The organism is Nitrosomonas marina, from assembly GCF_900111605.1.
Classification (GTDB): Bacteria; Pseudomonadota; Gammaproteobacteria; order Burkholderiales; family Nitrosomonadaceae; genus Nitrosomonas; species Nitrosomonas marina_A.
Genome location: NZ_FOIA01000001.1, coordinates 212425 through 236244, shown reverse-complemented (window position 1 = coordinate 236244; position 23820 = coordinate 212425). Strand labels below are relative to the sequence as shown.

Annotated in this window: 16 protein-coding genes and 3 tRNA genes; 8 read left to right on the top strand and 11 right to left on the bottom strand. The window is 46.0% G+C overall.

Translation table 11 applies throughout. The features are described 5' to 3' along the window. From BMY62_RS01045 to BMY62_RS01020, 6 genes are all read right to left on the bottom strand, one after another. The coding region (locus BMY62_RS01045; RefSeq protein ID WP_090333656.1) for a GTP-binding protein at positions 1-88 on the bottom strand (88 nt) is incomplete at its 3' end. A gap of 44 nt (positions 89-132) precedes the next feature. Beyond that, a tRNA-Thr gene (locus tag BMY62_RS01040) sits at positions 133-207 on the bottom strand. A gap of 61 nt (positions 208-268) precedes the next feature. Beyond that, positions 269-342 (bottom strand) — tRNA-Gly (locus tag BMY62_RS01035). Between the two features lie 92 nt (positions 343-434). Beyond that, a tRNA-Tyr gene (locus tag BMY62_RS01030) sits at positions 435-519 on the bottom strand. Positions 520-891: 372 nt separating this feature from the next. Then, the gene (locus BMY62_RS01025; protein ID WP_090655286.1) at positions 892-1869 is read right to left on the bottom strand and encodes an ABC transporter permease; all 978 of its coding nucleotides are present in this window, start codon (positions 1867-1869) and stop codon (positions 892-894) included. A 9-nt stretch (positions 1870-1878) separates the two neighbouring features. Beyond that, entirely contained in the window at positions 1879-4113 is a 2235-nt protein-coding gene (locus tag BMY62_RS01020; protein WP_090655283.1) for an ABC transporter substrate-binding protein, read from the bottom strand. A 245-nt stretch (positions 4114-4358) separates the two neighbouring features. Here BMY62_RS01020 and BMY62_RS01015 point away from each other — a divergent pair, with 245 nt between their 5' ends. Then, positions 4359-5144 (top strand): enoyl-ACP reductase FabI, encoded by a 786-nt coding sequence (locus tag BMY62_RS01015; RefSeq protein WP_090655335.1) that lies wholly within the window; start codon positions 4359-4361, stop codon positions 5142-5144. A gap of 304 nt (positions 5145-5448) precedes the next feature. On the opposite strand, the gene BMY62_RS01010 is transcribed toward BMY62_RS01015, so the two are convergent. The 3 genes from BMY62_RS01010 to BMY62_RS01000 form a co-directional block, all read right to left on the bottom strand. Next, on the bottom strand, positions 5449-7047 hold the full coding sequence (locus BMY62_RS01010) for an adenylate/guanylate cyclase domain-containing protein (protein ID WP_090655281.1): 1599 nt from the start codon (positions 7045-7047) through the stop codon (positions 5449-5451). A 37-nt stretch (positions 7048-7084) separates the two neighbouring features. Next, complete coding sequence (locus tag BMY62_RS01005; protein WP_090655278.1) at positions 7085-7921, bottom strand: HDOD domain-containing protein; 837 nt, start codon at positions 7919-7921, stop codon at positions 7085-7087. A 126-nt stretch (positions 7922-8047) separates the two neighbouring features. Continuing rightward, entirely contained in the window at positions 8048-8704 is a 657-nt protein-coding gene (locus BMY62_RS01000) for a protocatechuate 3,4-dioxygenase (RefSeq protein ID WP_256207372.1), read from the bottom strand. A gap of 175 nt (positions 8705-8879) precedes the next feature. Here BMY62_RS01000 and gdhA point away from each other — a divergent pair, with 175 nt between their 5' ends. From gdhA to BMY62_RS00980, 4 genes are all read left to right on the top strand, one after another. Further along, positions 8880-10223: an NADP-specific glutamate dehydrogenase gene (gdhA, locus tag BMY62_RS00995; protein ID WP_090655275.1), complete on the top strand. Its 1344-nt coding sequence runs from the start codon at positions 8880-8882 to the stop codon at positions 10221-10223. Between the two features lie 228 nt (positions 10224-10451). Then, positions 10452-12359 (top strand): lytic transglycosylase domain-containing protein, encoded by a 1908-nt coding sequence (locus BMY62_RS00990; RefSeq protein ID WP_256207371.1) that lies wholly within the window; start codon positions 10452-10454, stop codon positions 12357-12359. Between the two features lie 112 nt (positions 12360-12471). After that, positions 12472-13713 carry a multifunctional CCA addition/repair protein gene (locus BMY62_RS00985; protein ID WP_090655269.1) on the top strand — a complete coding sequence of 414 codons (1242 nt, stop codon included), beginning with the start codon at positions 12472-12474 and terminating at the stop codon, positions 13711-13713. A 93-nt stretch (positions 13714-13806) separates the two neighbouring features. Beyond that, the gene (locus tag BMY62_RS00980; protein WP_090655266.1) at positions 13807-15138 is read left to right on the top strand and encodes a PhoH family protein; all 1332 of its coding nucleotides are present in this window, start codon (positions 13807-13809) and stop codon (positions 15136-15138) included. 479 nt (positions 15139-15617) lie between these two features. Here BMY62_RS00980 and BMY62_RS00975 read toward each other — a convergent pair whose 3' ends face one another. After that, complete coding sequence (locus tag BMY62_RS00975; protein ID WP_090655265.1) at positions 15618-17705, bottom strand: PhoX family protein; 2088 nt, start codon at positions 17703-17705, stop codon at positions 15618-15620. A gap of 336 nt (positions 17706-18041) precedes the next feature. Here BMY62_RS00975 and BMY62_RS00970 point away from each other — a divergent pair, with 336 nt between their 5' ends. The 3 genes from BMY62_RS00970 (at position 18042) to ppx (ending at position 21726) form a co-directional block, all read left to right on the top strand. After that, a complete protein-coding gene (locus tag BMY62_RS00970; RefSeq protein ID WP_090655261.1) occupies positions 18042-19091 on the top strand; it encodes a class I fructose-bisphosphate aldolase in 1050 nt (349 codons plus the stop codon). A gap of 207 nt (positions 19092-19298) precedes the next feature. Next, positions 19299-19916 carry a c-type cytochrome gene (locus tag BMY62_RS00965; RefSeq protein WP_090655258.1) on the top strand — a complete coding sequence of 206 codons (618 nt, stop codon included), beginning with the start codon at positions 19299-19301 and terminating at the stop codon, positions 19914-19916. Between the two features lie 313 nt (positions 19917-20229). After that, the gene (gene ppx / locus BMY62_RS00960; RefSeq protein WP_090655255.1) at positions 20230-21726 is read left to right on the top strand and encodes an exopolyphosphatase; all 1497 of its coding nucleotides are present in this window, start codon (positions 20230-20232) and stop codon (positions 21724-21726) included. Between the two features lie 3 nt (positions 21727-21729). Here ppx and ppk1 read toward each other — a convergent pair whose 3' ends face one another. Then, on the bottom strand, positions 21730-23796 hold the full coding sequence (gene ppk1 / locus BMY62_RS00955; protein WP_090655252.1) for a polyphosphate kinase 1: 2067 nt from the start codon (positions 23794-23796) through the stop codon (positions 21730-21732). Positions 23797-23820 lie beyond the last annotated feature (24 nt).

Genomic DNA, 23820 nt, shown 5'->3' with positions numbered 1-23820 from the left:
CCGTCAGCGTCGTCTTACCATGATCCACATGTCCTATCGTGCCCACATTTACATGTGGTTTCGAACGCTCAAACTTGCTCTTTGCCATGACCTGTTCCCTCTAGCTTACTGCTATACCTTGTTTACAATTTCTGGAGCCCATGACCAGAATTGAACTGGCGACCTCTCCCTTACCAAGGGAGTGCTCTACCACTGAGCTACATGGGCAATCTTTTTTATTACATCACTAATAATTAGTAGATCACATTCAATTACCCATAACTCCAGCTGGAGCGGGTGAAGGGAATCGAACCCTCGTCGTAAGCTTGGAAGGCTTCTGCTCTACCATTGAGCTACACCCGCACACATTTAAATAGGAGTCAATTCTTGCCGCCAAAAAGTAAATGGCACACATCTCCACTCTGTTCAATTTTGCCCAACTACTGATTCCCATATGGTGGAGGGGGAAGGATTCGAACCTTCGAAGGCTGAGCCGTCAGATTTACAGTCTGATCCCTTTGACCGCTCGGGAACCCCTCCAAACGAAACCGGTGATTATGAATATATCCCAACAATAAGTCAAACACTTATTACAATATATTATACAAATTTAAAACTTGGATTCGTCGAACAACTAAATTTAGAGAGAAAAAAGCAAATTCCTGTCTAACCTTATTTTCTAGCGGCTATGGACAAGCAAACAGCCTTATTACTCAAAACGATACACAATACCGATACACCAGCGCTAACTATCCCTGTCTCAATCAGCATGGATTGTTCTACAAAAATCCGAGACCGGGCAAGTGTGATTCTTGCCATAGCCCCGTTTCAAAATGAAGCAATCTGCAAGGCATTGCAAGATTGTTTCACTCGCCCATGTCGGCAGGACTATGGCCGCTGACAGCATACAAGCTAGTTCAAGCGAATCCTGGGATCAACCAGTGTATATGAAATATCGGTCAATATCAGACCAACAATATAGAGCACCGATCCTAAAAAAACCATCGCCCGTACAATTGCAAAATCCTGCGAATTGATTGCATCAATGGTAAAACTCCCTAATCCTGGTATTCCAAAAAAGGATTCGACGATCAGACTACCCAAAAAAAGCAGCGGTACGAGAACAACAGCACCAGTCAGAATCGGTATCAAAGCATTCTTGAGCACATGTTTAAATAAGACAATGTGCTCTGATAATCCTTTTGCCCGCGCAGTACGAACATATTCCTTACCCATTTCTTCGAGAAAAATAGTGCGATACCATCTCGTATTGGCACCTGCACTGCTGATAACACCGATAATCACCGGCAAGATAAGGAATTTGACAGCATCAATTCCGGTTCCAAATCCAGAAATTGGCACCAAGTGCCATAATTTGCTGATTAAAAACTGCCCTGCAATTATATAAAAGAGACTTGAAATTGACATAAAGGCCACGCACAACACAACACCCCAGAAATCAATATATGTGGCCCGAAAGAAAACCATCAACAGCGCAAAAGTGATATAGGATATCAATCCAAGAATAAATACTGGAAGCGCTATTGCGAAACTTGGCAGCATGCGCGATTTAATCTCGTATCCTATATCGCGACCCTCGTCGGAGTGACCAAAATCAAATGCAAACATCGAGACTGATTTTTCAAAAAAAATGGTTTGCGTCAACTTATTCAGACCGGTCTGCCCTTCATTAAACAATAACGGCTTGTCATAACCACGCTCAACTTTCCACTTTTCGATTGCTTCAGGTGTCACATATTTAATGCCGAGTTGCATACGTGCCATATCATCCGGCGTATTCACCACAAAAAACAAAGCAAACGTTAGTAGATTCACACCGATCAGAATTGGAATGGCATATAGAATGCGACGGATGATATAGCTCAGCATATATACACTCTAGTGCGACTTCATCTGAAAATTTTGAATCCCTTTACTGCGTTCATAGCGGCGGTATGTAGCAATAGCCGGGGTCAGGCTGACCATCACAATGATCGCAACCAACCCGATAGGCCACAATACAGGCTTATTCCATTCCAGGCGCTTTTTCTGTCTTAACGCTGCGTCTATTCGGTAATATTTCACATTATTGTTGGAAATCCTGTTCGGTTTGATATTTTTAAACCATTCATGATACAACCCGTATTCTTTTGGATGATAACCCCATAGCCATGGCGCATCATTTCGGAGTACATCTACCATTTGATCAATAATAGCCTGCCGCTCGGGACCATTTTCCATATCCTTCATCTGTTCGAACAAATGATCATATTCGGGATTATTATAATTGGCTGCATTATTTGCAGCATTTCCACTTGTATTTCCCACTTTTCGCTGAGGGCCATAAAGTAAAAAAAGAAAATTCTCGGGATCCGGGTAGTCAGCATGCCATCCCCATTCAAAAATCTGTGCATTCCCTTTCCGAATCTTGTCCTGAAAACGGTTATAATCCGTACTTCTGACGACCAGCTGTATATTCAGTTTCTGAAATTGCTTACGCATCCAGTCCAGCATTGAACGATCCTCTGAACTACGCGCGGTCACATCGAAATACAGTACAAGCGGAGCTCCGGTTCTATGGTCTATTCCATTTGGATAACCAGCTTCAGCTAGCAGATACCTTGCTACTTGAATCGATTTGCGCTGCGGGCCGTCGTTGACCCAATCATAGACAATTGAATTCATTCCCGCTTCGCCATATCGATGCCCCGGCACACCCGGGGCTATCGGACCGTGTGCAGGTAATCCTCTGCCGTTGGCGAAAATCGAAATAAATTCTTCATAGTCAACCGCTATTGCAATTGCCTGACGAAGTTTACGTGCAGCGTTACGCGATTGTTCGGTATCACTTCCACCGACAACGGGATCGAGCATATTGAATCCAATATAGAATGTAGAAACTGCCACCGTCGTCTCGAGCCGTATACCCTGCTTAGCCATTTTATCGGTAACCGTTGCCTCCCCCTGTCCCACCAATTGAACTGCCTGATCAAAACTGTCAGAACCTATGCCCGAAGCATCATAGTAGCCCTGCAGGAATTTGTTCCATCGTGGAATACCCTCACGTTCTCGCGAATAAACAATCTTGTCGATAAAGGGAATAGGTTTACCTGCATCGGACAACAAACCATTTTGATAGTCTTCAGGCATACCCTGTTCTGGATAAAACTCTCCATGAAAATTCGGATTTTTTTCCAGTACCATGCGTAAATTCGGATTGTTTTCTGTGAGCATATAAGGACCGGTTCCGACCGGATACCAGTCCAATGAAATATTTTTTTCGACCAGACCTTTTTGTGAATAAAATCGATCGGCCTCCCATGGAATCGGAGAGAAAAAAGGCATGGCCAGCCAATAAATAAATTGAGGATATTTTCCATTTATTTTTATTCGGTAAGTATAGTCATCCACCACATCCACACCCTCCAGATGATACTCGTTCAAATCCAGAAATGTGGTGCTTGCCTGTTCACTGAATAGTACCTCTCTCAGCGCACCTGCATATTCCCGCAGCCCAACGATATAATCAGCCATTAACCCATAAATAGGGGAATGCAGCCTTGGATGCGCCAGTCGCTTTATTTGATACGCATAGTCGTGTGCGGTTAGTTCACGTGTTCCAGTATCAGAAAAATCGGATAATTGATAAATGGACGCAAGTTCATTGTCATTCAACTGATGATACAACCATTCATTCTGGTCACTCTTGGCAAATGCCGGATGCGGTTGATAAAAAATACCTGGCCTAATAGATATTTCATATTGTGTATAAGCTATTTCATCAGCTTCGATGTCGTCGGGCAACGGATAATCATCATGATCATAATACGTCACGTTCGGCATTGCGACTGTCGTGTAGGGAATTAGCGTGAAGGGTCGCTTCAAATAATGATATTGCAGAGGTGGCTGATAGATCTGAGCAGTAAATTGAATTTCGTTTGCGCTATAAGACTGGACTGGATCCAGGTGTTTAGGGCGTTCAGTAAAAACATTATATAGGATGTTTTCACCTTCATCATGAACTGGATAAGGATTATTCCATACTACTGAATCACATGCAGTTAACAATGCAGCAGTGAAGCCTGCAAACAAAGAGTAAAATATGGTTCTTGCGTGATTACTAAACAATTTCATTGTCAATGCTTTAGTCTGTCCTTTCGTTCTAAACTCGTTGTGCAATTCATTCTGGGCTGTGTGCCAGACAATCAAATGGTAAAAACATAGCCGATCACGCAATCAACAATCAGTTAATTCTATCGCTAAAAAGAGCACCACTCAGAAAAGATTTCAGATGTGCTGAATTGATCGTATTCATTCTAATGAATATCAGCATCGGCTATAATAATTCACGATTACAAAAAAATTTACAAGGAAATTTTATGGGATTCCTCAACAACAAACGTGTGCTCATTACCGGATTACTCAGTAATCGCTCAATTGCCTATGGTATCGCGCAAGCCATGCACCGAGAAGGTGCCGCGCTTGCTTTTACTTACCAAAATGAAAATCTCCGGAGCAGAATTGAAAAATTGGCAGCCGACATGGATAGCGATATATTGTTACCATGCGATGTCGCAAGCGACAGCGAAATAACCCAGTGTTTTGAAAAACTGCGGAATCATTGGGATGGGCTCGATTGCATCATTCATTCAATCGCCTATGCTCCACGCGAAGCGCTAACGGGTGATTATCTTGAAAGCGTCAATCGTGAGGCGTACCGTATCGCACATGACATCAGCGCTTATAGTTTCTCAGCGATGGCAAAAGCCGGGCTACCACTCATGCAGAACAGGAATGCCGCGTTATTGTCACTCAGTTATTTGGGAGCAGTTCGGGTGATGCCAAATTACAATGTCATGGGACTGGCAAAAGCCAGCCTGGAAGCAAATGTGCGTTTTATGGCGTCGAGTTTGGGACCCAAGGGAATCCGGGTAAATGCTATATCTGCCGGCCCTATCAAAACACTCGCAGCTGCCGGAATAGGTAATTTTGGAAAATTATTGGGCTATACGGAAAAAGTTTCGCCATTAAGACGCAACGTTACCATCGAAGAAGTTGGCAATGTGGCAGCATTTCTTTGCAGTGACCTGGCAAGCGGCATCACAGGTGAGATTACTTATGTTGACGCCGGATTTAATACAGTGGCTTTTAGTCTCGGCGAATAATCTTTAAGACTTTTGCTGCTGCTGAAGTAACCAAGCACATCGGGGTATTGAGAACCCTTCTGTATTGGCGCAGCGATGCTAAAACAGACTCACTTGATTATTTAAAATAATGTTATAGTGCCTCTACGCAGTTTATAGCGCGGCAGCAAATCACAAGGTACGCGGGTTAGCGGTCTGCCACTACTGAATCGTGTTGCCACAGTTACTTGTATCCAGATCATTTACACAAATCAATTAGGATTTCATCCACTCAGCATCTTCAAACTACATTGAGTTATTATTGTCAGTATTGTGGTTAACTTCATCAGTTTGAATATGCGTAACAGACTGCCAGCTTTTCTTTTTTACCTTTGAGGCTGATATAAAATGTATCACCGCATCTGAAGCTTATATCGTCGCTGTGCTCTATAGCCTCTCTCATAATTTCACTGATCAGAACACTTCCGGGCTGACAGTTTTTTTCGATACGAGAAGCTGTATTTACAACATCACCTATTGTTGTCCAATCCAGTCGTTCCGGTGTACCAACATTACCTATGATCACTTTTCCCCAGTGTATTCCAATACGTAACTGAAGTTTCTCCAGATCCGCACGTTCTCGCAATGAATTGATATCTTGAGAGTGTCTTTGCATTTCCAGCGCCGCCATCACCGCATCGTATGGATTTCGAAACAACACCATAATACAATCACCCATAAACTTGTCTATAAATCCGCCAAATTTTTTTACAGACAATGAAATTCTGCGCAAAACCGAATTTAATACATGAATAATTGACTCTTCCTCTTCACTCTGTTCTACAAACCTGGTAAATCCAACAATGTCACAAAACAACACAGCAAAATAACACTCTTCATTTTTGAGCAAATTGCTGCCAAGCCTGACCACTTCCCTGGCCTTCTTTTCAACCAGTTGTGGTACATAATTTCGGGTTATATTATGTACCTTGGCTTCATTGATAAGGTCGCCTTCCGACAGGTTGTTCGTATTACCACCATCCAGCGAAATTTTTTGCCATAACGTGTGAATGGTCGCATTGCCATCACGGAAGCCGCTGACATTAAACAAGACTGATTCTTCAGGATTTTTTTGCGTCTTTACTCGTACTCTGTAATTTTCAAATTTACCGCTCGATGATTCAAGCACCATACCCCATATCACATCGTTATAAAAATGAATTGAAATGGATCTGGCGAATATTTCATGAGACGCCTTATTTACCTGCAACCCAAGAAGTCCCAAGATTGACGGCGAAACTGCCTGAATACCACCAATTCCGGTAAAACACACTATGCCGTAGGCAAGCTGAGAAAAAATGTCCTTCAGGCTGCTTAACTCATTCTTCCTTGTGACCAACTCCGGCAGAATGTCAGGATGCTGATTCGCCAGATGTTTTACAAGTTTAATCGAATAATATCTTGCATTAGACGCCGGTTTGTTGTTTTCAACTGCGTAACCCAGTGTTTGAATCAGTTTATGACTGCGTTGCACCGCATCTCTACAGAATTCTGGTGCATTGATTACAACAATGGTTTCTTCTGTATCGTCAAAAGCCAGAGAAATATACAAATCATTCAATTCACAGAATTTAGCGATATTTCTGTCACCATGATCGGCCAGTTCGCTATTAAACAGCGCTTTCAGTTCTGTTTCATCATTGTTTGCCCCCAAGCCGAAGTCAGTTCGTACGACTTGCCGAAACACATTGTAGTGTAAAGCATTAATCAAATTTGTCACCAGCTGGTGCATCAAAAAAAACGAAGGCTCGGCTAATTGCTCTATCCGGAGCTTGCTTAACCTACTATTCAGTAAAATTTTCACATCGTCCCAGATATTCTGCTCAAGGGATGTAATAATGATATGTTGTGTTAAACGTGTATCAGCGCTTGCATCCATAGACATCAATGATCATATTAATCGCCCCGGCCTTATCCGTACTTCAAATACACAACCGATAGATTTCGCTTTGAACCAGTTGCTGCATAAACGATTCATCCAATAGATAATCACTAAAATTATCGCTTGCACCCAATTTCATCAGTTTCTCCTTGCGTTCTGACGGATCGGATTTGTTTGCACCAAATCCCGCATATTTGACAAAACTATTCGCAATAGCTAAAAAATGTACAGCACTGCTATTTGCCGGAAAAGTCGCTGGCGTATCGAGATGGGTAGCAACGTAGTAGTTAAAATATGCAGGTAATCTCCATTCAGCAACCGCTTTCTTGCCAACTTCATAATGATCGATTCCGAGAAATTTTTGCTCTGCATCTGCATAGGAACAAGGCGTTTCTAATGCATGGCCAAGGACCAGACTGTATTTATCCGGACTATTGTAAAATAACAGTACTTTCCCTATATCATGCAATAACCCCGCAACAAACGCTTCTTCGGCATGCGATTTCTTTCCCATTTCAACACAAATTTGCTGGCTTGCCAGTGCTGTCAACAATGAGTGCTGCCAGACATGCTGCTTAATCAGCCGGTTTTTATTGCGTGTAAAAATAGAGCGGGATACCGATAGCACCGCTAGAGAACGAATAACATTGATACCCAACAAATTAATCGCATGCGGTATTGTCTTAATATCTTTGCCTCTGCTATACATTGCTGAATTTGCCACACGAAGTATCAAAGACACAGCGCCTTGATCGGTGCGTAACAGGCTATCCATTTCCTGAAAACAACGATCTGAGTTTGCATCAATGTGAATAACTTTTGCCAGGAAATCGGGCTGTGCAGTGATAATTTTATAATTGATTGAGTCGGGCTTCATTCAACGTATTGAAATCTAGGCAAATGAGTCATATACATGTCATATCTGTGCTCGGCATCATTTAACGCAGCCGCGAATAGATAACGTGCTGCGAACCTCCTCTATGTATCAATACTGCAGATGCAGTTAATGTCCACGCAAAACAATATTGTATGTATAAACATCCATACCATCATATTCATCGGTTTTTTGTGCAACCATAGCTTTCTGCTCCTCCTGGGTTTTGTTACTAAACAATAAATCGGATGCATTCAGCGGTTCATTAGGAAAATACATCTGCGTAATCAATTCCGGATATCCCTTTTTGAAGATCTTAAAATGAATATGTGGTGGGCGCGTCCACGATCTGGACGCCGGATATGCACCCGGTTTAACCGTCTTGAAGCGAAATAGGCCGTTCGTATCGCTATGGATTACGGCCCATCCCTGGAAGTAAGGATCCACTGGGGCCCGATTCGAGTCCCGCGGGTGATCGTATCGACCGGCAGCATTTGCTTGCCAAATATCAATAGTTGCATTTTCGACTGGAACGCCGAAGCGATCTTTTACAGCTCCACGAATAATAATATACTGACCAAGTGCCTGCCCGCTGCGTCCAGTCACCTGCGTCATATCCGCATCCTTGTCTATTTGATCAGCAACCGGATAAAATGGCCCCTCGACTTCTTCCGGTGTTGGCATTATTATCACTTCACTCCAGCTTTCGGTCGCTTTGGACAAACCTGCAACCGCGCCAACTACGCCAAACTTCACCAAATCTCTTCTGGACAGTTTTTTCATCATGTTCTTTCCATGTTGACTGTAGTAACTTCTACCATATCGCCCATCTTTAATAAACAAAATTTAAAAAAAATCACAATTTTCTGCTTTTTTTAAAAAAATACTGTGCAGTTAGTATATTTATTTGGCAGAATTAGGCATTCACGAATAACCTTTCTTATACCGGGGAAATAAAAAGATGAAATATAAAAGTTTTCAGGAATTCTGCGACTATGTCGCGGGACGTAATCCTGTTCAGCCGGAATTTATACAGGCTGTGAAAGAGGTCATGGAAAGCTTATGGCCATTTATCAGCGAACATCCTCGTTACGCTGAACATGGCGTACTTGATCGCCTGGTTGAACCCGAACGCGCCGTTATTTTTCGCGTGGCGTGGGTGGATGATCAAGGAGAAGTTAAAGTCAACCGCGGCTACCGTATACAGCACAGCTCCGCAATCGGGCCTTACAAAGGCGGCACGCGTTTTCACCCTTCGGTTAATCTGTCAATTCTTAAATTCCTGGCATTTGAACAAACATTCAAAAATGCTTTAACCACATTGCCGATGGGAGGGGGAAAAGGCGGATCAGATTTTGATCCCAAAGGAAAAAGTCCGGGTGAAATCATGCGTTTCTGTCAAGCATATGCCTGCGAACTGTTCCGTCATATTGGTTCAGATACCGATGTTCCGGCTGGTGACATAGGTGTTGGTGGGCGTGAAGTCGGTTATATGGCCGGAATGGTCAAAAAACTTGTCAACCGGTCTGATTGCATATTTACCGGTAAAGGATTGAGTTTTGGCGGCTCACTGGTTCGCCCCGAAGCAACCGGCTACGGTACGGTTTATTTTGCCAATGAAGTCCTTAAACATGCCGGCCGCTCATTCGATGGCATGCGCGTGTCCATTTCCGGTTCAGGCAATGTCGCACAGTACGCGATCGAGAAAGCCATGACACTGGGTGCAAAAGTTATTACTGTATCCGATTCGAGCGGGACAGTTGTTGATGAAGCCGGTTTCACAACGGAAAAACTGGCCATTCTGTCTGAAGTCAAAAACCATTTGTATGCACGTGTTGACGAATATGCCAAACGGGTCAACGCGACATTCCTGCCAAACACTAAACCATGGCATGTACCCGTCGATGTCGCACTCCCCTGCGCAACTCAAAACGAAATCAGTGAAGTAGATGCAAAAGAACTGGTTAAAAATGGCGTTATTTGTGTTGCCGAAGGTGCAAATATGCCGTCAACCGCCGAGGCCGTTGAATGCTTCGAACAACATAATGTACTGTATGCGCCGGGCAAGGCCAGTAACGCCGGCGGAGTCGCCACTTCGGGTCTGGAAATGAGTCAACATGCAATGCGACTTTCATGGACGCATGATGAAGTTGATGCGCGTTTGCTGGAGATCATGCAGGCGATACATCGTTCCTGCCTGCAATATGGCACCAAACCCGATGGCAGCGTAAACTATGTAGACGGTGCGAATATCGCCGGTTTCGTAAAAGTTGCCGACGCCATGCTTGGACAGGGAGTTACCTGATTATTTCAGGATATTTGAAATACAGCGTATAAATGCATCAGAATAACATTGGTGAACTGCCGCAGCAGGATGATCATGCTGCGGCAGTTTTAATTTGACACGGTAGTGCCGATACAACCTATACAGCCTGTTGTCGCGCATTCGTCTGCGCGGTTTTATTTGATAATTTAGGATCAGATTCTATATTTTATGTCCAGTTTGTATCCCCCTGCTACAATCAAATTCCTGATGGCGCTGGCTCTCGTGATTTATTCCGGTACCTTGCCTGCAAGCCTGTCGCAACTTGACGATCAATTCCTTGCTGCACGCAAAGCGTTCCAGGAAGGCAAAGCCGCGTTGGTGCACGAGTACGCCCAGCGTTTACAGCATCATGTATTAGCACCTTATATCGAGTATTATCAGCTGCGCATGTATTTACGCACAGCCGATATTACAACGATAGAGGCCTTTCTGACACGCTACGAGAACCATCTGCTCGCAGACAGGCTGCGTGCAGACTGGTTAAAAATGCTGGCCAATAATCATCAATGGCAACTTTTTGAACATGAATTTCAAAAACTGATCGACAAAAAAACCGAATTACTTTGTCTGGCCTATCAATATCGAATCGAAAAACAGGATCAGACTGCAATTGATAGCGCGCGCGCTTTGTGGTTTACCGCCAACAGTATGCCCGATAGCTGCACACCGGTTTTTAACACACTGATCTCAAGAAACATTATTACTGTAAACGACCGATGGGCACGTATCAGGCTGGCGTTGGAAGCAGGACAAACCGGTATGGCACGTTATATCAATCGTCGAATACCAGAAGGTGAGGCGCTTAATGTCGATGAATTAAACGCAGCAGCACAAAATCCACTGCACTACCTCAAAACACGACAGAACAGGATCAGAACACGTGCAGATCGTGAAATTGCTCTGTTTGCGTTATTGCGCCTGTTAACCAGCGACACCAATCCTGCTCTGGTAAAATGGCATAAATTCAAGGACAAGCTTACAGCCTCAGACCAGTCCTATTTTCTTGGCAGACTGGGGTATCGGGCAGCCATGCGACATGACCCGCGTGCATTAAACTGGTTTCATGACGCCCACCGCACCAAGGATCCCTACCCGATGACCGATACGTTACTGGCATGGCAGGTACGTGCTGCACTGCGTGCTGAGAACTGGGACGGCGTCCTGGACGGCATTAACCGCATGTCTGCAACCGAACAGGCTGACAGTACATGGCAATACTGGCAGGCGAGAGCGCTCAAGGCAAAAGGAAAATTAACCGAAGCAAATGCTTTACTGATTCCGCTCAGCAACCAGCACCATTATTATGGTCAGCTGGCCAAAGAAGAACTGGGCACTGTGCTTGGCGCGCCACAAAAATCTATTCAGGTCAGCGAAGCAGAAGTAACTGCCATGGAAAAAACACCCGGCATTCAGCGCACGCTGGCTTTTTACCGTATGAACTTACGTACGGAGGCGTACTGGGAATGGGTATGGACTATCCGTGATTTCAATGACAGGCAATTGCTCGCTGCAGCTGAAGTTGCCCGGCGCCATGGACATTATGATCGCGCAATTAACACCGCCAGTAAAACCATTGATCTGCATGATTTCAGGCTGCGCTTTCCTACACCGCACCGGGAGGTGTTACGCCATATTCTGCAAGATCAGGAACTTGATGAAGCCTGGGTTTATGGTCTTATCCGCCAGGAAAGCCGGTTTCTGGCTGAAGTCAGGTCCAGTGCAGGTGCAATGGGATTAATGCAATTGATGCCTGACACCGCGAAATGGGTCTCCAAGCAACTCGGCATGGCCAATTTCCAGCAAAATCTGATTACGCAAATCGATACAAATTTAAGACTAGGCACCTATTATTTAAAGCATGTCCTCACCACGCTCGACAATCAGCCTTTACTTGCTTCGGCAGCCTACAATGCCGGGCCAGGCCGTGCAAAACGCTGGCGCGATACGGAAAGAAACCTCGAGGGCGCGATCTATGCTGAAACCATTCCATTTAGCGAAACACGAGATTATGTAAAAAAAGTACTGAAAAATTCCGTTTATTACTCAAATGTACTTGAACAGGATCGCACTCCCCCAACATTAAAAGAACGTCTGGGTATTGTTGCAAAAAAATGAGTATCTGCAGTAGCATACATTTAATAATCGCTACTCGGGATATGTATGCCAAAGATATTTACAACAACTTTATCCAGCAACCCATTAACTATTTCTATTTAAACACGTTGTCTTGAAAGTTTATCTGGTTGGCGGCTCAGTTCGCGACGAACTACTGGGGCTGCCCGTTAAAGATCATGATTATGTAGTTGTCGGCAGCACCCCTGAGGAAATGGAACAACTCGGCTACCGTCCAGTCGGCAAGGATTTTCCGGTGTTTCTGCACCCCGAAACTAATGAACAGTATGCGCTGGCGCGAACCGAGCGTAAAATTTCGCGCGGTTACAAAGGCTTTGAGATTTTCACCACACCGGCAGTCACATTACAACAGGATCTGGTCCGCCGCGACTTGACCATCAACGCTATAGCCAAGGACGAGGCGGGAAACATCATTGACCCGTTCAATGGTGTTGCAGACCTTGAAGCAGGAATTCTTCGCCATATCAGCCCGGCATTCTCGGAAGACCCCGTTCGCATACTCCGTACGGCACGTTTCGCAGCACGGTTCAGTTTCCGGATTGCACCTGAAACACTCACTCTGATGAATGATATGGTTCACAATGGTGAAGTCGAAGCATTGGTGCCGGAAAGGGTCTGGCAGGAAATTTCCCGGGGACTGATGGAAAACAATCCATCCCGGATGTTTTATATGCTTAGGGAATGCGGCGCCTTGACTCGTATTTTACCTGAAATCGACGTATTGTTTGGTGTGCCCCAGCCACCAGAGGCGCATCCTGAGATCGACACCGGATTGCATACCATGCTTACAATAGACTATGCAGCCAGCCAGCATCATTCTCTGCCGGTACGCTTTGCCGCGCTGCTTCACGATGTTGGCAAAGGCATAACACCGCCTGAACAATGGCCAAGACATATCGGTCATGAACAACGCAGTATACAGCTGATCGCAGACTTATGCGAACGCATTAGAATACCCAAAGATTCGCGCGACCTGGCCATCCTGGTTGCTAAATTTCATGGTACCGTGCATCGCGCTGAAGAACTTAGGCCGTCAACAATTGCCGATTTGTTACAAGCCACTGATGCATACCGCAAGCCAAACCGGTTTGCAGAGTTCATACAGGCATGTGCCTGCGATTTTCACGGTCGTCCCGGTTATGCCCAGAAACTTTATCCACCCGCAGCCCGCTTACACAACGCACTATCTGCCGCCAGCAATGTCAACGCTGGAGAAATTGCCGGCTTGCTTCGGGAAAAAATAACCGACAGTGCTTTGTTGCCTGCAGCCATCAATACGAAAGTCCGCGAGGCACGTATATCAAAAATCAAACAGTCACAAAATCAGCCTGACTGATACTACAGTCCGGACATAACATATTTCTTTCATGGTTTTGTAGTAAATAAAATTTAGTATGACTGATTTACCAATAAACTTACATAACCAGTCATGCCACACGGTCAAAAGAAAATATTTGTGCTGGACACTTCAGTTATTCTATACAACCATCAGGCGATATACAGTTTTGCTGATAATGATGTGGCCGTTCCGATCACCGTGCTTGAAGAACTCGATCATTTTAAAAAAGGAAACGATACGAAAAATTTCGAAGCAAGGGAATTTATTCGGATCATGGACAATCTGTCACTCCATCATTCCCTGCAGCAGTGGATTCCGATCGACCGGCCGAATCACGGCCGTTTCAAGGTTGTCATGCAGGAGCACGCAAACGGACTCGATGCAACGCATATTTTTGGAGAAAACACGGCTGATCATCGCATTCTCAATACTGCCATTTCGCTGAGCAAGGAATTTACAAGAAAAAAAATTATTCTGGTCACCAAAGATATCAATTTGCGGTTAAAAGCCAAGTCGCTGAATATCACTGCTGAAGACTTTAAAACCGGAAAAATCAAAGATCTTGAGTCACTTCATAAGGGCAGCGCCATTTTAGAAGGTCTGTCAAAATCGGTTATCGACGGCATCTACACCAACAATTTCTGCTTGCCTGAGGACATAGGCATTGATACAGCCACACCCAATCAGTACTATATCCTGAGGAATGGTCGAACATCGGTATTGGTTTTTTTCAACCCGGCATCACAGCGAATAGAACGCATACAAAAAAAATCCGCTTACCGGATTTCGCCCCGTAATGCGGAACAGGTGTTTGCCTTACATGCCATCACACATCCCAACATCAAACTGGTCACACTGCAGGGTGTTGCCGGAACAGGAAAAACACTGCTCGCGCTGGCAGGTGCGCTGGACCAGAAAAGAAATTTCAAACAAATTTACCTGGCGCGCCCCATTGTGCCGCTGAGCAATAAGGATATCGGCTATTTGCCTGGCGATATTTCATCCAAAATCAATCCGTACATGGAACCACTCTGGGACAATCTGAAATTTATTAAAAGCCAGTTCAATGAAAGAGACCGGGAATTCAAGCAGATAACAGAAGCCGTTGAACAGGAAAAACTGACCATTACACCGCTTGCGTATATTCGTGGCAGAAGTATTTCGAATGTGTGCTTTATCGTTGATGAGGCACAGAATCTGACACCCCATGAAGTCAAAACAATAATTACGCGCGCGGGCGAGAACACCAAAATTATTTTCACTGGAGATATTTATCAGATTGATACGCCCTATCTGGATTCTCAGAGCAACGGCCTGTCATATCTTATCGACAAAATCAAACATCATGAGATTTTTGCACACGTCCGGCTGGAAAAAGGCGAACGATCACATCTGGCCAATCTTGCGAATGAATTACTCTAGTACTATCAATATGATATTGCCGGGTTCAGTGAGCTTGCCAGTGTTCATGGCAAGGCGTGTCTTGCTGGAAATAATCGTTCTATTACCAAAAGACACAACGCAGCCCATGGACGCTGACAAGCTCACCAACAGGGCGGTTACCGTGGTGTCCTGCAGCCGCGTTACAGTACTTGAAAAGGGAACAACCCTTTCCCGCGTACTGTGCCTTGCTCCATAACACCACGGCAACGCTGTACCTGGCAATATCATATTGATAGTACTAGAACTTTCTGATACCTGGAACAGTGTAAAATGCCCCGTCAGGCAGACAGGATTTTGTCAGCAATAAATAACCTTTGACCTAAATGATTTTCAATCTTCGTTCAGTGCAGAAGGTAGCAATTTTTTTTCATATAAAAATGGGAAGGCCGTTTTTAAAGATAAAAGGTGGCCTCCAGCAGCCACCCTCAGCACCCACAATGCCAGGACGTTGTTTACCGCTAACTTCCAACAACACCGCCATCGTCTTTTGTAATCACAATAATGGAAGAACGCGGTTTATGTACAGACACACCGGCAAAAGTGGTTGAACCGTTATAACCATTGTCCGGCCAGGCCGAATTATCGGTAAAGTCCGTTTCCCAGTCTTCTCCGGGATGCTGAATACCCACAAACATGGTTCGACCGTCAGGTGTCGTGACAACACCGGTTACTTCTGAATTGGGAGGGCTGGTCAGAAAACGCCTGGTTTCACCGGATACGGGATCGGCGCACATCATTACATTACCGCCAATGTTGATCCAGTCGCCGGTGGCATCGCCCGACTGATCAGTCTGAATCCACAGACGCCCCTCCCTGTCGAACCAAAGTCCATCAGGTGCGCCATAGTCATCTCCGTTGATATTACCGGTATAACCATCATGACCATCGGCAACATAGCCACTGCCGAGCGTTTTGGTTGTGGCTTTGTCACCGCATTGAACAAAAATATCCCATTCAAAATACGTTGACTGCACACTGCCACGATCATCACGCCAACGGATAATATGGCCGAAATCGTTATCCGGACGTGGATTTGCTGCATCAATGGCAGGACGCGAACTGCCCGCACCGCTGGTTCCGTCAAAATTATTGCTGGAAGTCGGCGTGCTGCCACGGCGGTTATTGTTGGTTAGCGTCAGATATATCTCATTAGTAACAGGATGTGCAGCGATCCATTCAGGACGGTCCATCATGGTGGCACCAACACGATCAGCCGCCTGACGGGTTTTGATCAGCACTTCCGCCTGATCGGCAAAACCATTCTCCGGCGTCAGGCCGTTCTGTCCCCAGACCATGGGCAACCATTCGCCGCTGCCATCGGCATCAAACCGGGCGACATACAAAATACCTTCTTCCAGCAAATTACGATTGGAAGCAGCGTTACCGCGCTTCATTTTACTGGCACTTACAAATTTATAGACATACTCATTACGTTCGTCGTCGCCCATGTATACAGCCACGCGGTCTTCACGATCCACAACCACCATCGCGCTCTCATGCTTAAAACGGCCTAAAGCGGTGCGTTTGACAGGCGTGTCCCAAGGATTGAAAGGGTCTATTTCCACCACCCAACCGAACCGGTTTGGTTCATTACGGTGCATTTCAACGTCAAATCGTTCATCCACTTCGTGCCAGCGATAACCGAATCCATTTTTGCTGATACCATACCGACTTTCATGTGCCGAAGGAGAAAACGCTTCTGACCGGCTGCCAAAATAGCCGTTCCAATTCTCCTCGCAGCTAAGATAGGTACCCCAGGGTGTATAACCGTGGGCGCAGTTATTAAGCGTGCCCAGGACATGCCTGCCCCTGGGATCGGTGGCTGTTTTCATCAAATCATGCCCTGCGGCGGGACCGCTGATTTTACATGGTGTATTTCCGGTAATACGGCGATTGAATGGTGATCGGCGATTGATTTCCCATTGCCCTTGTCGCTTGCTGATCATGACTATGTTGACGCCATGCGCTGCCTGTTGCGCACGAACCATATCCAAAGTTATCGCGGCAGTGCTGTACTCGACAGCCGGTGTGATGTTATTGACAAGTGCAGGATCACAATACTCGCTGTTAGCAACCAGTAGCCCTCGCCTGTTTCCCAGTGGTCCGGGCATGGGAAAAAAATGCATGCCGTCAGTATGTGCGCCGAAAGTATGAAGTTGAGTCGCTTCATCCATGGCACCCGCAGTGTCCCAATGCGGTTCCATAGTCAATGAATCCCCCCATGAAACAAGAACTCTGGCAGTATACCCTTGCGGGACACTGACACCATCGGTCATGGGTGCTGTATTGGGACTGATTGCCGAGAACCCGATTGCACCGATTGCAGGTTCAATCTTTGGGTGACGCTTTGCGGTAACTTCCTGGGCGGCAATCCCCAGAACGGTCGCAGCACTGATGCCGGCAACAGTTCCCGCTGAAGATTTCAGAAAATTTCGTCGGGTGACCCGGCGCTGCTCGATAATATCAAGAATAGAGTGATTTGAACTGTAATTGGTAACCAAATTACTCGGATTGAGCTTACCATCAGGATGTAGCTTGCTGCTCATTTGAATATCTCCTTGTTTTTATTTAATCGATTTGTCTGCGAATAAACTGGAAATTAACCCAAAGACATGACGAATCCATGACATTCAAATGAATCTTTAATGAAATCTTGACTATTGCATTAACCCGTTGTTTTCACACATACAAATTGGGCATGCCAGGATGTGTTATATATAACGGTTGCAACATTTGGATACAATACAAAACATGCGCGGCGAATGCTTTAATGTGGATTACATGCTAAGATTGGGCTTGCCTGAATTGTGAATCTGACCAAGGTTGTTCCCGGGTTACTCTCATGTCACTTTTGTTTCAATTGGCAATCAAAAGGAGAAAAAATGACGAGCATTACAACTATTCTAAAAGATGAAACCGACAAACTGCTCAATCATGTCTGCAAGAGCATTCCAAAGGAAACGCTTCATCTACCGGGGCCGGATTTTGTTGATCGCGTGCTGATCGACAATAATCGAAAACCAAGTGTGTTACGCAATCTGCAGGCGCTCTACAATCACGGGCGACTGGCCGGGACTGGTTATCTATCGCTGCTACCGGTTGATCAGGGCGTGGAACATTCTGCCGGTGCCTCATTCGCTCCTAACCCAAAGTTCTTTGATCCGCAAAAGATCGCCCAATTAGCCATTGAAGGTGGCTGTAACGGCGTCGCATCCACGTTGGGTGTCCTCGGCAGCATCGCACGCAAATACGCGCACAAAATACCAATGATACTGAAAATCAATCATAATGAATTACTGACCTATCCCAATCATTATGATCAGACAATTTTTGCCAGTGTCGATCAGGCTTTCGACATGGGCGCCTGTGCTGTCGGCGCTACCGTTTTCTTTGGCTCCGCTGAGTCGCGACGCCAAATACAGGAAATCACCGAGGCTTTCGAGCACGCGCACGATCTGGGCATGATCACTATTCTGTGGGCCTACACGCGCAATGCAGCGTTCAAAACAGCTGAAAAAGACTATCATGTCAGTGCCGATTTGACGGGACAGGCCAATCACCTCGCGGCCACCATCGGTGCGGATATCATCAAACAGAAAATGGCTGTTAACAATGGTGGCTATACCGCGCTTAAATTCGGCAAAACCAGTCCCAGAGTATACGACGAACTGACTACCGATCATCCGATCGACCTGGTGCGTTATCAGGTGGCCAATTGCTATATGGGACGCATTGGCATGATCAATTCAGGTGGCGAGTCCGGCAGCGACGATCTGCACCAGGCTGTACGCACAGCCGTCATCAACAAGCGGGCTGGAGGCATGGGATTGATTTCTGGACGCAAGGCATTCCAGAAGCCGTTTGCAGAAGGTATCAAATTACTCAACGCGATCCAGGATGTATATCTGTCCGAAGAAGTCACAGTTGCCTGATAAATATTGCGAAATTTTCAGCTGCGTGAACTGAACCGCGCACCGAAAGCGCAATCCATGAACTGCTTATACCATTCTGGACAATATTTTCACGCAGCCCGCCAGTCACTCGTTAAACCATCCAGCCAAGGGAGATTATTTTCCGTGATTACTGCCATGTGCTATTGTGCAGGACTATAATGATGCCTTGAATCAGGAGGACAAAAAATGAAAACAATTGTTGGCCTGCTACTTGTAGCACTCATAGCAGCCTGGTATTTCATGGGAACGGGCGTATATAATATGGCTGCCACCGAAAAACACTGGCCGATTACCGAAAAGCTCATCGAATGGGTACGTATCAATTCAATAGCGGCACGTGCAAGTGAACTTGAAATTCCGGCTATGGACGATACTGAAATCATGATGACCGGCGCAACACATTACGACGCTATGTGCACCGACTGCCATCTTTCACCAGTCCAGGCGTCCACGGAGCTTTCGCAGGGTCTATATCCGCAGGCACCCGTGTTTCATCTCCGTCAGCCCTTAATCTCCCCAGAGGACCTGCAGGAACAGAGCAAGGCCTATTTCTGGGTCATCAAAAACGGTATCAAAATGACAGCCATGCCGGCATGGGGATTGACGCACGACGATCATACCATTTGGGCCATGGCCTTTTTTGTTCAACGGATGGGAAATATGTCAGCCAATCAATATAAAGAACTCACACATGGCAGCGGTGATCATCCGCACACAAATAAACACCATCATGAACACAAACATGAACTTGATATTGATCTAGAGCTCGAACTTGAACATGATCGGCACGATGAACATGATTGAAGCAAAAGTGACAGCAAGGTTTCATGGAAATTTATTAGTGTGAATCGCATTACAGTCATTGGTTTTCTGGACAACTGAAAGGCGCGGAAATCTGGACTTCTTCCGGTCATTTTACTGTCAGTCACCAAATAACACAACACACTACGCTCCTTTGAACCTGCCTCTCGCACATCAAGGAAAATCATCCTATTCTGATGCTCAATTTAAAACCGGACTTAACCCGGACTGAGATAACGGGCTATAGCATTGTATTGACAAGCACTTTATTTTCGGAACAACCTATACCTGATCCTTTTCCAGCCAGACCGAATGTATGAAACCACAACAAGACGAATCGTACGCAGCCATTGATTTAGGCTCCAACAGCTTCCACATGATCGTTGCCAATTACTCGGACGGACGCTTGCAGATCATTGACCGGATTAAAGAAATGGTCAGGCTCGCTTCCGGGCTTGATGAAAAAAACGAACTGACGGAAGAGTCGATACAACGAGCACTGGCATGCCTGCAGCGCTTTGGACAGCGCATCAAGGAAATTCCGCAGGCAAATATACGTGCAGTAGGTACAAATACTGTACGGCAGGCCCGAAATGACGGATATTTTTTGGCACTTGCGGACTCGGCGCTGGGCCACCCGATAGAAATCATTGCAGGCCAGGAAGAAGCGCGGTTAATTTATCAGGGCGTTGCGCATACCACGTACGATGAAGCCAATAAACGACTGGTCATTGATATTGGCGGCGGCAGCACCGAACTGATTATCGGTCGAGGGTTTGAGATCTTCAGTATGGACAGTTTGTATATGGGCTGCGTTAACATGAGCAAACGCTTTTTTGACGATGGTAAAATCAAAACCAAAAAAATCAATAAAACCATTCTATACGCCCGGCAGGAGCTGGAATCAGTCGAGACTGCCTACAAAAAGACCGGCTGGGATCTGGCACTGGGTTCTTCCGGTACCATCACCACAATACGTGATGTAGTGCAAGCGCAGAAATGGTGCGAAACTGGTATTACGGCCGCTGCGCTGTCCAAATTAATTGATGCGCTGATTGATTTTGGTCACACCAGCGCCATCGAACTAGATGGTTTGTCGGAACACAGAAAACCGGTTTTCGCGAGTGGAGTCGCAGTATTGGCCGGTATTTTCGAAGGATTGGGTCTGGAGAAGATCAGCGTGTCCGACGGTGCGTTACGCGAAGGACTGCTGCATGATCTGATCGGACGCATGCACAATGAGGATATTCGTGACAAAACCATTCTGGGCATTTCCCAACGTTATGGGATAGATCAGGAGCAGGCAAATCTTGTCAGGGAAACGGCAGAAAAGCTTTTTCATCAGGTGAGTGTTGACTGGGCGCTGCAGGATAAAGAATCGTTGAAGCTGCTGCAGTGGGGTGCGATGGTCCATGAAATCGGCCTGTCGATTGCACATGCCCAGCACCATCATCATGGCAGCTATCTGGTCCGCTACTCCGATCTGGCCGGTTTTTCCCGACAGGAGCAAATCAAGCTGGCCAAACTGGTTCGCGGCCACCGCAGGAAATTTCCACTCGCGGAATTTGAGACGATTTCGAGTCAGGCCAGGCAAACCGTGATCAGACTAAGCATTCTGCTGAGACTGGCTGCAGTCCTGCACCGCAGCCGTTCCAATAATTCCCTGCCCGATATTCGAATCGAGGCGGATGAAGATGCCATTAACCTGTATTTCCCACCACAGTGGTTATTCGACCACCCATTAACCCTCGCCGATCTGAAAACTGAACAGGGATACCTTCAGTCAGCCGGTTTCACGCTCACGTTTCAATAAACACTAATCGCAATAATGCTCGAGTATATGCTGCTGGGCCGAGCGCGGCTTCGAACTCGTTTTGCTGCGCTTGTAAGAGCCGTCACTTTGCAGCACCCAAGACTGCATATTATCGGAAAGATAATTCATCAGACCGTATGCGATGACACTGTCTCTGGGACGTTTTTCCTCGATCGGAAAAGAGACTTCCACGCGATAATGAAGATTGCGCGTCATCCAGTCTGCGCTGGAACAAAATACACGGTCTTCCCCGCTGTTATAAAAATAATAAATCCGCGTATGCTCGAGAAAACGACCAACGATGGAACGTACCTGGATATTTTCAGAGACACCCTGAACGCCCGGCCGCAGACAACAGATCCCGCGAACGATCAGATCAACTTTAACACCCGCTTGGGAAGCACGGTATAAGGCCTTGATGATCTCGGGGTCTGTTAACGCATTCATTTTGGCGATAATCCAGGCTTTTTTTCCTTCTGTTGCCGCTTTGATTTCATCTTCGATAAAACCCAGCATACTTTTGTATAGCGTAAAAGGCGATTGCAGCAACTTCTTCAATTTACCCGCGCGACCCAGTCCGGTTAATTGATGAAACAGCTTGTTAACGTCTTCACCAGTTGACTTGTCACACGTTAACAATCCGTAATCAGTATACAGCCGCGCTGTCCTGGCATGATAATTACCGGTACCCAAATGCACATAGCGCCGCAAACTGCGCCCTTCACGCCGAACGACCAGAATCATTTTTGCATGCGTTTTAAAACCGACAACACCATAAACCACATGCGCCCCGGCTTTTTGCAGTTCGCTGGCCAGTTCAATATTGGCCTCCTCGTCAAATCTTGCCCGCAATTCAATTACGACCGTCACCTCCTTGCCCTCGCGAGCCGCCACCTTCAACGCTTCAACCAGTGCGGAATCAGCGCCGGTTCGATAAAGTGTCTGCTTGATCGACAGCACATTCGGGTCTGTTGACGCCTGCCTGACAAAATCAATGACAGGAGCAAAAGACTGAAACGGATGGTGAAGCAGTATATCGCCGTGATGCAACACTTCGAAAATATTGGTGTTTTTTAGCAGCCGATTGGGAATTTCCGGTTTGAATCCGGCAAATTTGAGCTCAGGGCGGTCGACCAGATCGCAAATGGCCAGTAATCTGCCCAGGTTGACAGGACCTGACACTCTGTATAAGTCATCCTTTTGCAATTCAAATTTTTGCAACAAAAAATCACTCAAATGATCCGGACAATTGTCTGCGACTTCCAGTCTCACTGCATTACTGAATCTGCGGGAAGGCAGCTCCCCTTCCAGAGCACGCAACAGGTCATCCACTTCTTCATCATCAATCAGCAAATCGCTGTCTCGTGTGACCTTGAACTGATAGCAGCCCAGTACGTTCATGCCCGGAAACAAGTCCTTGACGTGCGCATGAATAATCGAGGACAGCATAACAAAATCATGATTGCCGTTACTGTGCGCGGATGGTATCTGCACGACCCTGGGCAATGAACGCGGCGCCTGTACGATTGCAAGCCCCGAATCCCGCCCGAAAGCGTCTTTGCCTTCCAGTGAAATAATAAAGTAAAGGTTCTTGTTTAACACGCGCGGAAACGGATGCGCAGGATCCAGTCCTATGGGGCTTAAAATCGGCAGTACTTCGGCGTTAAAGTAACGCTGCACCCAGCGGCTCACCATTGGCTTCCAGTGCGATCGTCTCAAAAGCCTGATTTTGTCATTCGCCATGGCGGGAATAATCATGTTATTCCATATTTGGTACTGCTCTGTGACGATTTGATGCGCCGTTTCGCCGACCCGCGACATCACCTCAGATGGAAGCAAATTGTCCGGTCCTGTCTGTACCGACCCGTACTTGATCTGTTGTTTAAGTCCTGCGACCCGTATTTCAAAAAACTCATCCAGGTTAGTACTTGCAATACAAAGAAATTTCAAGCGTTCAAGCAATGGCAGATTTTCATCTTTAGCCTGCTCGATAACGCGCCGGTTAAATTCCAGCAAACTCAGTTCGCGATTAATATATAACGTCGGATTTTTAAGGTCTGGTGTATCCATGAATCTAGTAACGCTTAATGCAAA

Bases quoted from the DNA above. Each gene is read 5' to 3' on its own strand.
- BMY62_RS01025 (WP_090655286.1), bottom strand. From the start codon at position 1,869: ATGCTGAGCTATATCATCCGTCGCATTCTATATGCCATTCCAATTCTG.
- BMY62_RS01020 (WP_090655283.1), bottom strand. From the start codon at position 4,113: ATGAAATTGTTTAGTAATCACGCAAGAACCATATTTTACTCTTTGTTT.
- BMY62_RS01015 (WP_090655335.1), top strand. From the start codon at position 4,359: ATGGGATTCCTCAACAACAAACGTGTGCTCATTACCGGATTACTCAGT.
- BMY62_RS01010 (WP_090655281.1), bottom strand. From the start codon at position 7,047: ATGTCTATGGATGCAAGCGCTGATACACGTTTAACACAACATATCATT.
- BMY62_RS01005 (WP_090655278.1), bottom strand. From the start codon at position 7,921: ATGAAGCCCGACTCAATCAATTATAAAATTATCACTGCACAGCCCGAT.
- BMY62_RS01000 (WP_256207372.1), bottom strand. From the start codon at position 8,704: ATGATGAAAAAACTGTCCAGAAGAGATTTGGTGAAGTTTGGCGTAGTT.
- gdhA (WP_090655275.1), top strand. From the start codon at position 8,880: ATGAAATATAAAAGTTTTCAGGAATTCTGCGACTATGTCGCGGGACGT.
- BMY62_RS00990 (WP_256207371.1), top strand. From the start codon at position 10,452: ATGGCGCTGGCTCTCGTGATTTATTCCGGTACCTTGCCTGCAAGCCTG.
- BMY62_RS00980 (WP_090655266.1), top strand. From the start codon at position 13,807: ATGCCACACGGTCAAAAGAAAATATTTGTGCTGGACACTTCAGTTATT.
- BMY62_RS00975 (WP_090655265.1), bottom strand. From the start codon at position 17,705: ATGAGCAGCAAGCTACATCCTGATGGTAAGCTCAATCCGAGTAATTTG.
- BMY62_RS00970 (WP_090655261.1), top strand. From the start codon at position 18,042: ATGACGAGCATTACAACTATTCTAAAAGATGAAACCGACAAACTGCTC.
- BMY62_RS00965 (WP_090655258.1), top strand. From the start codon at position 19,299: ATGAAAACAATTGTTGGCCTGCTACTTGTAGCACTCATAGCAGCCTGG.
- ppx (WP_090655255.1), top strand. From the start codon at position 20,230: ATGAAACCACAACAAGACGAATCGTACGCAGCCATTGATTTAGGCTCC.
- ppk1 (WP_090655252.1), bottom strand. From the start codon at position 23,796: ATGGATACACCAGACCTTAAAAATCCGACGTTATATATTAATCGCGAA.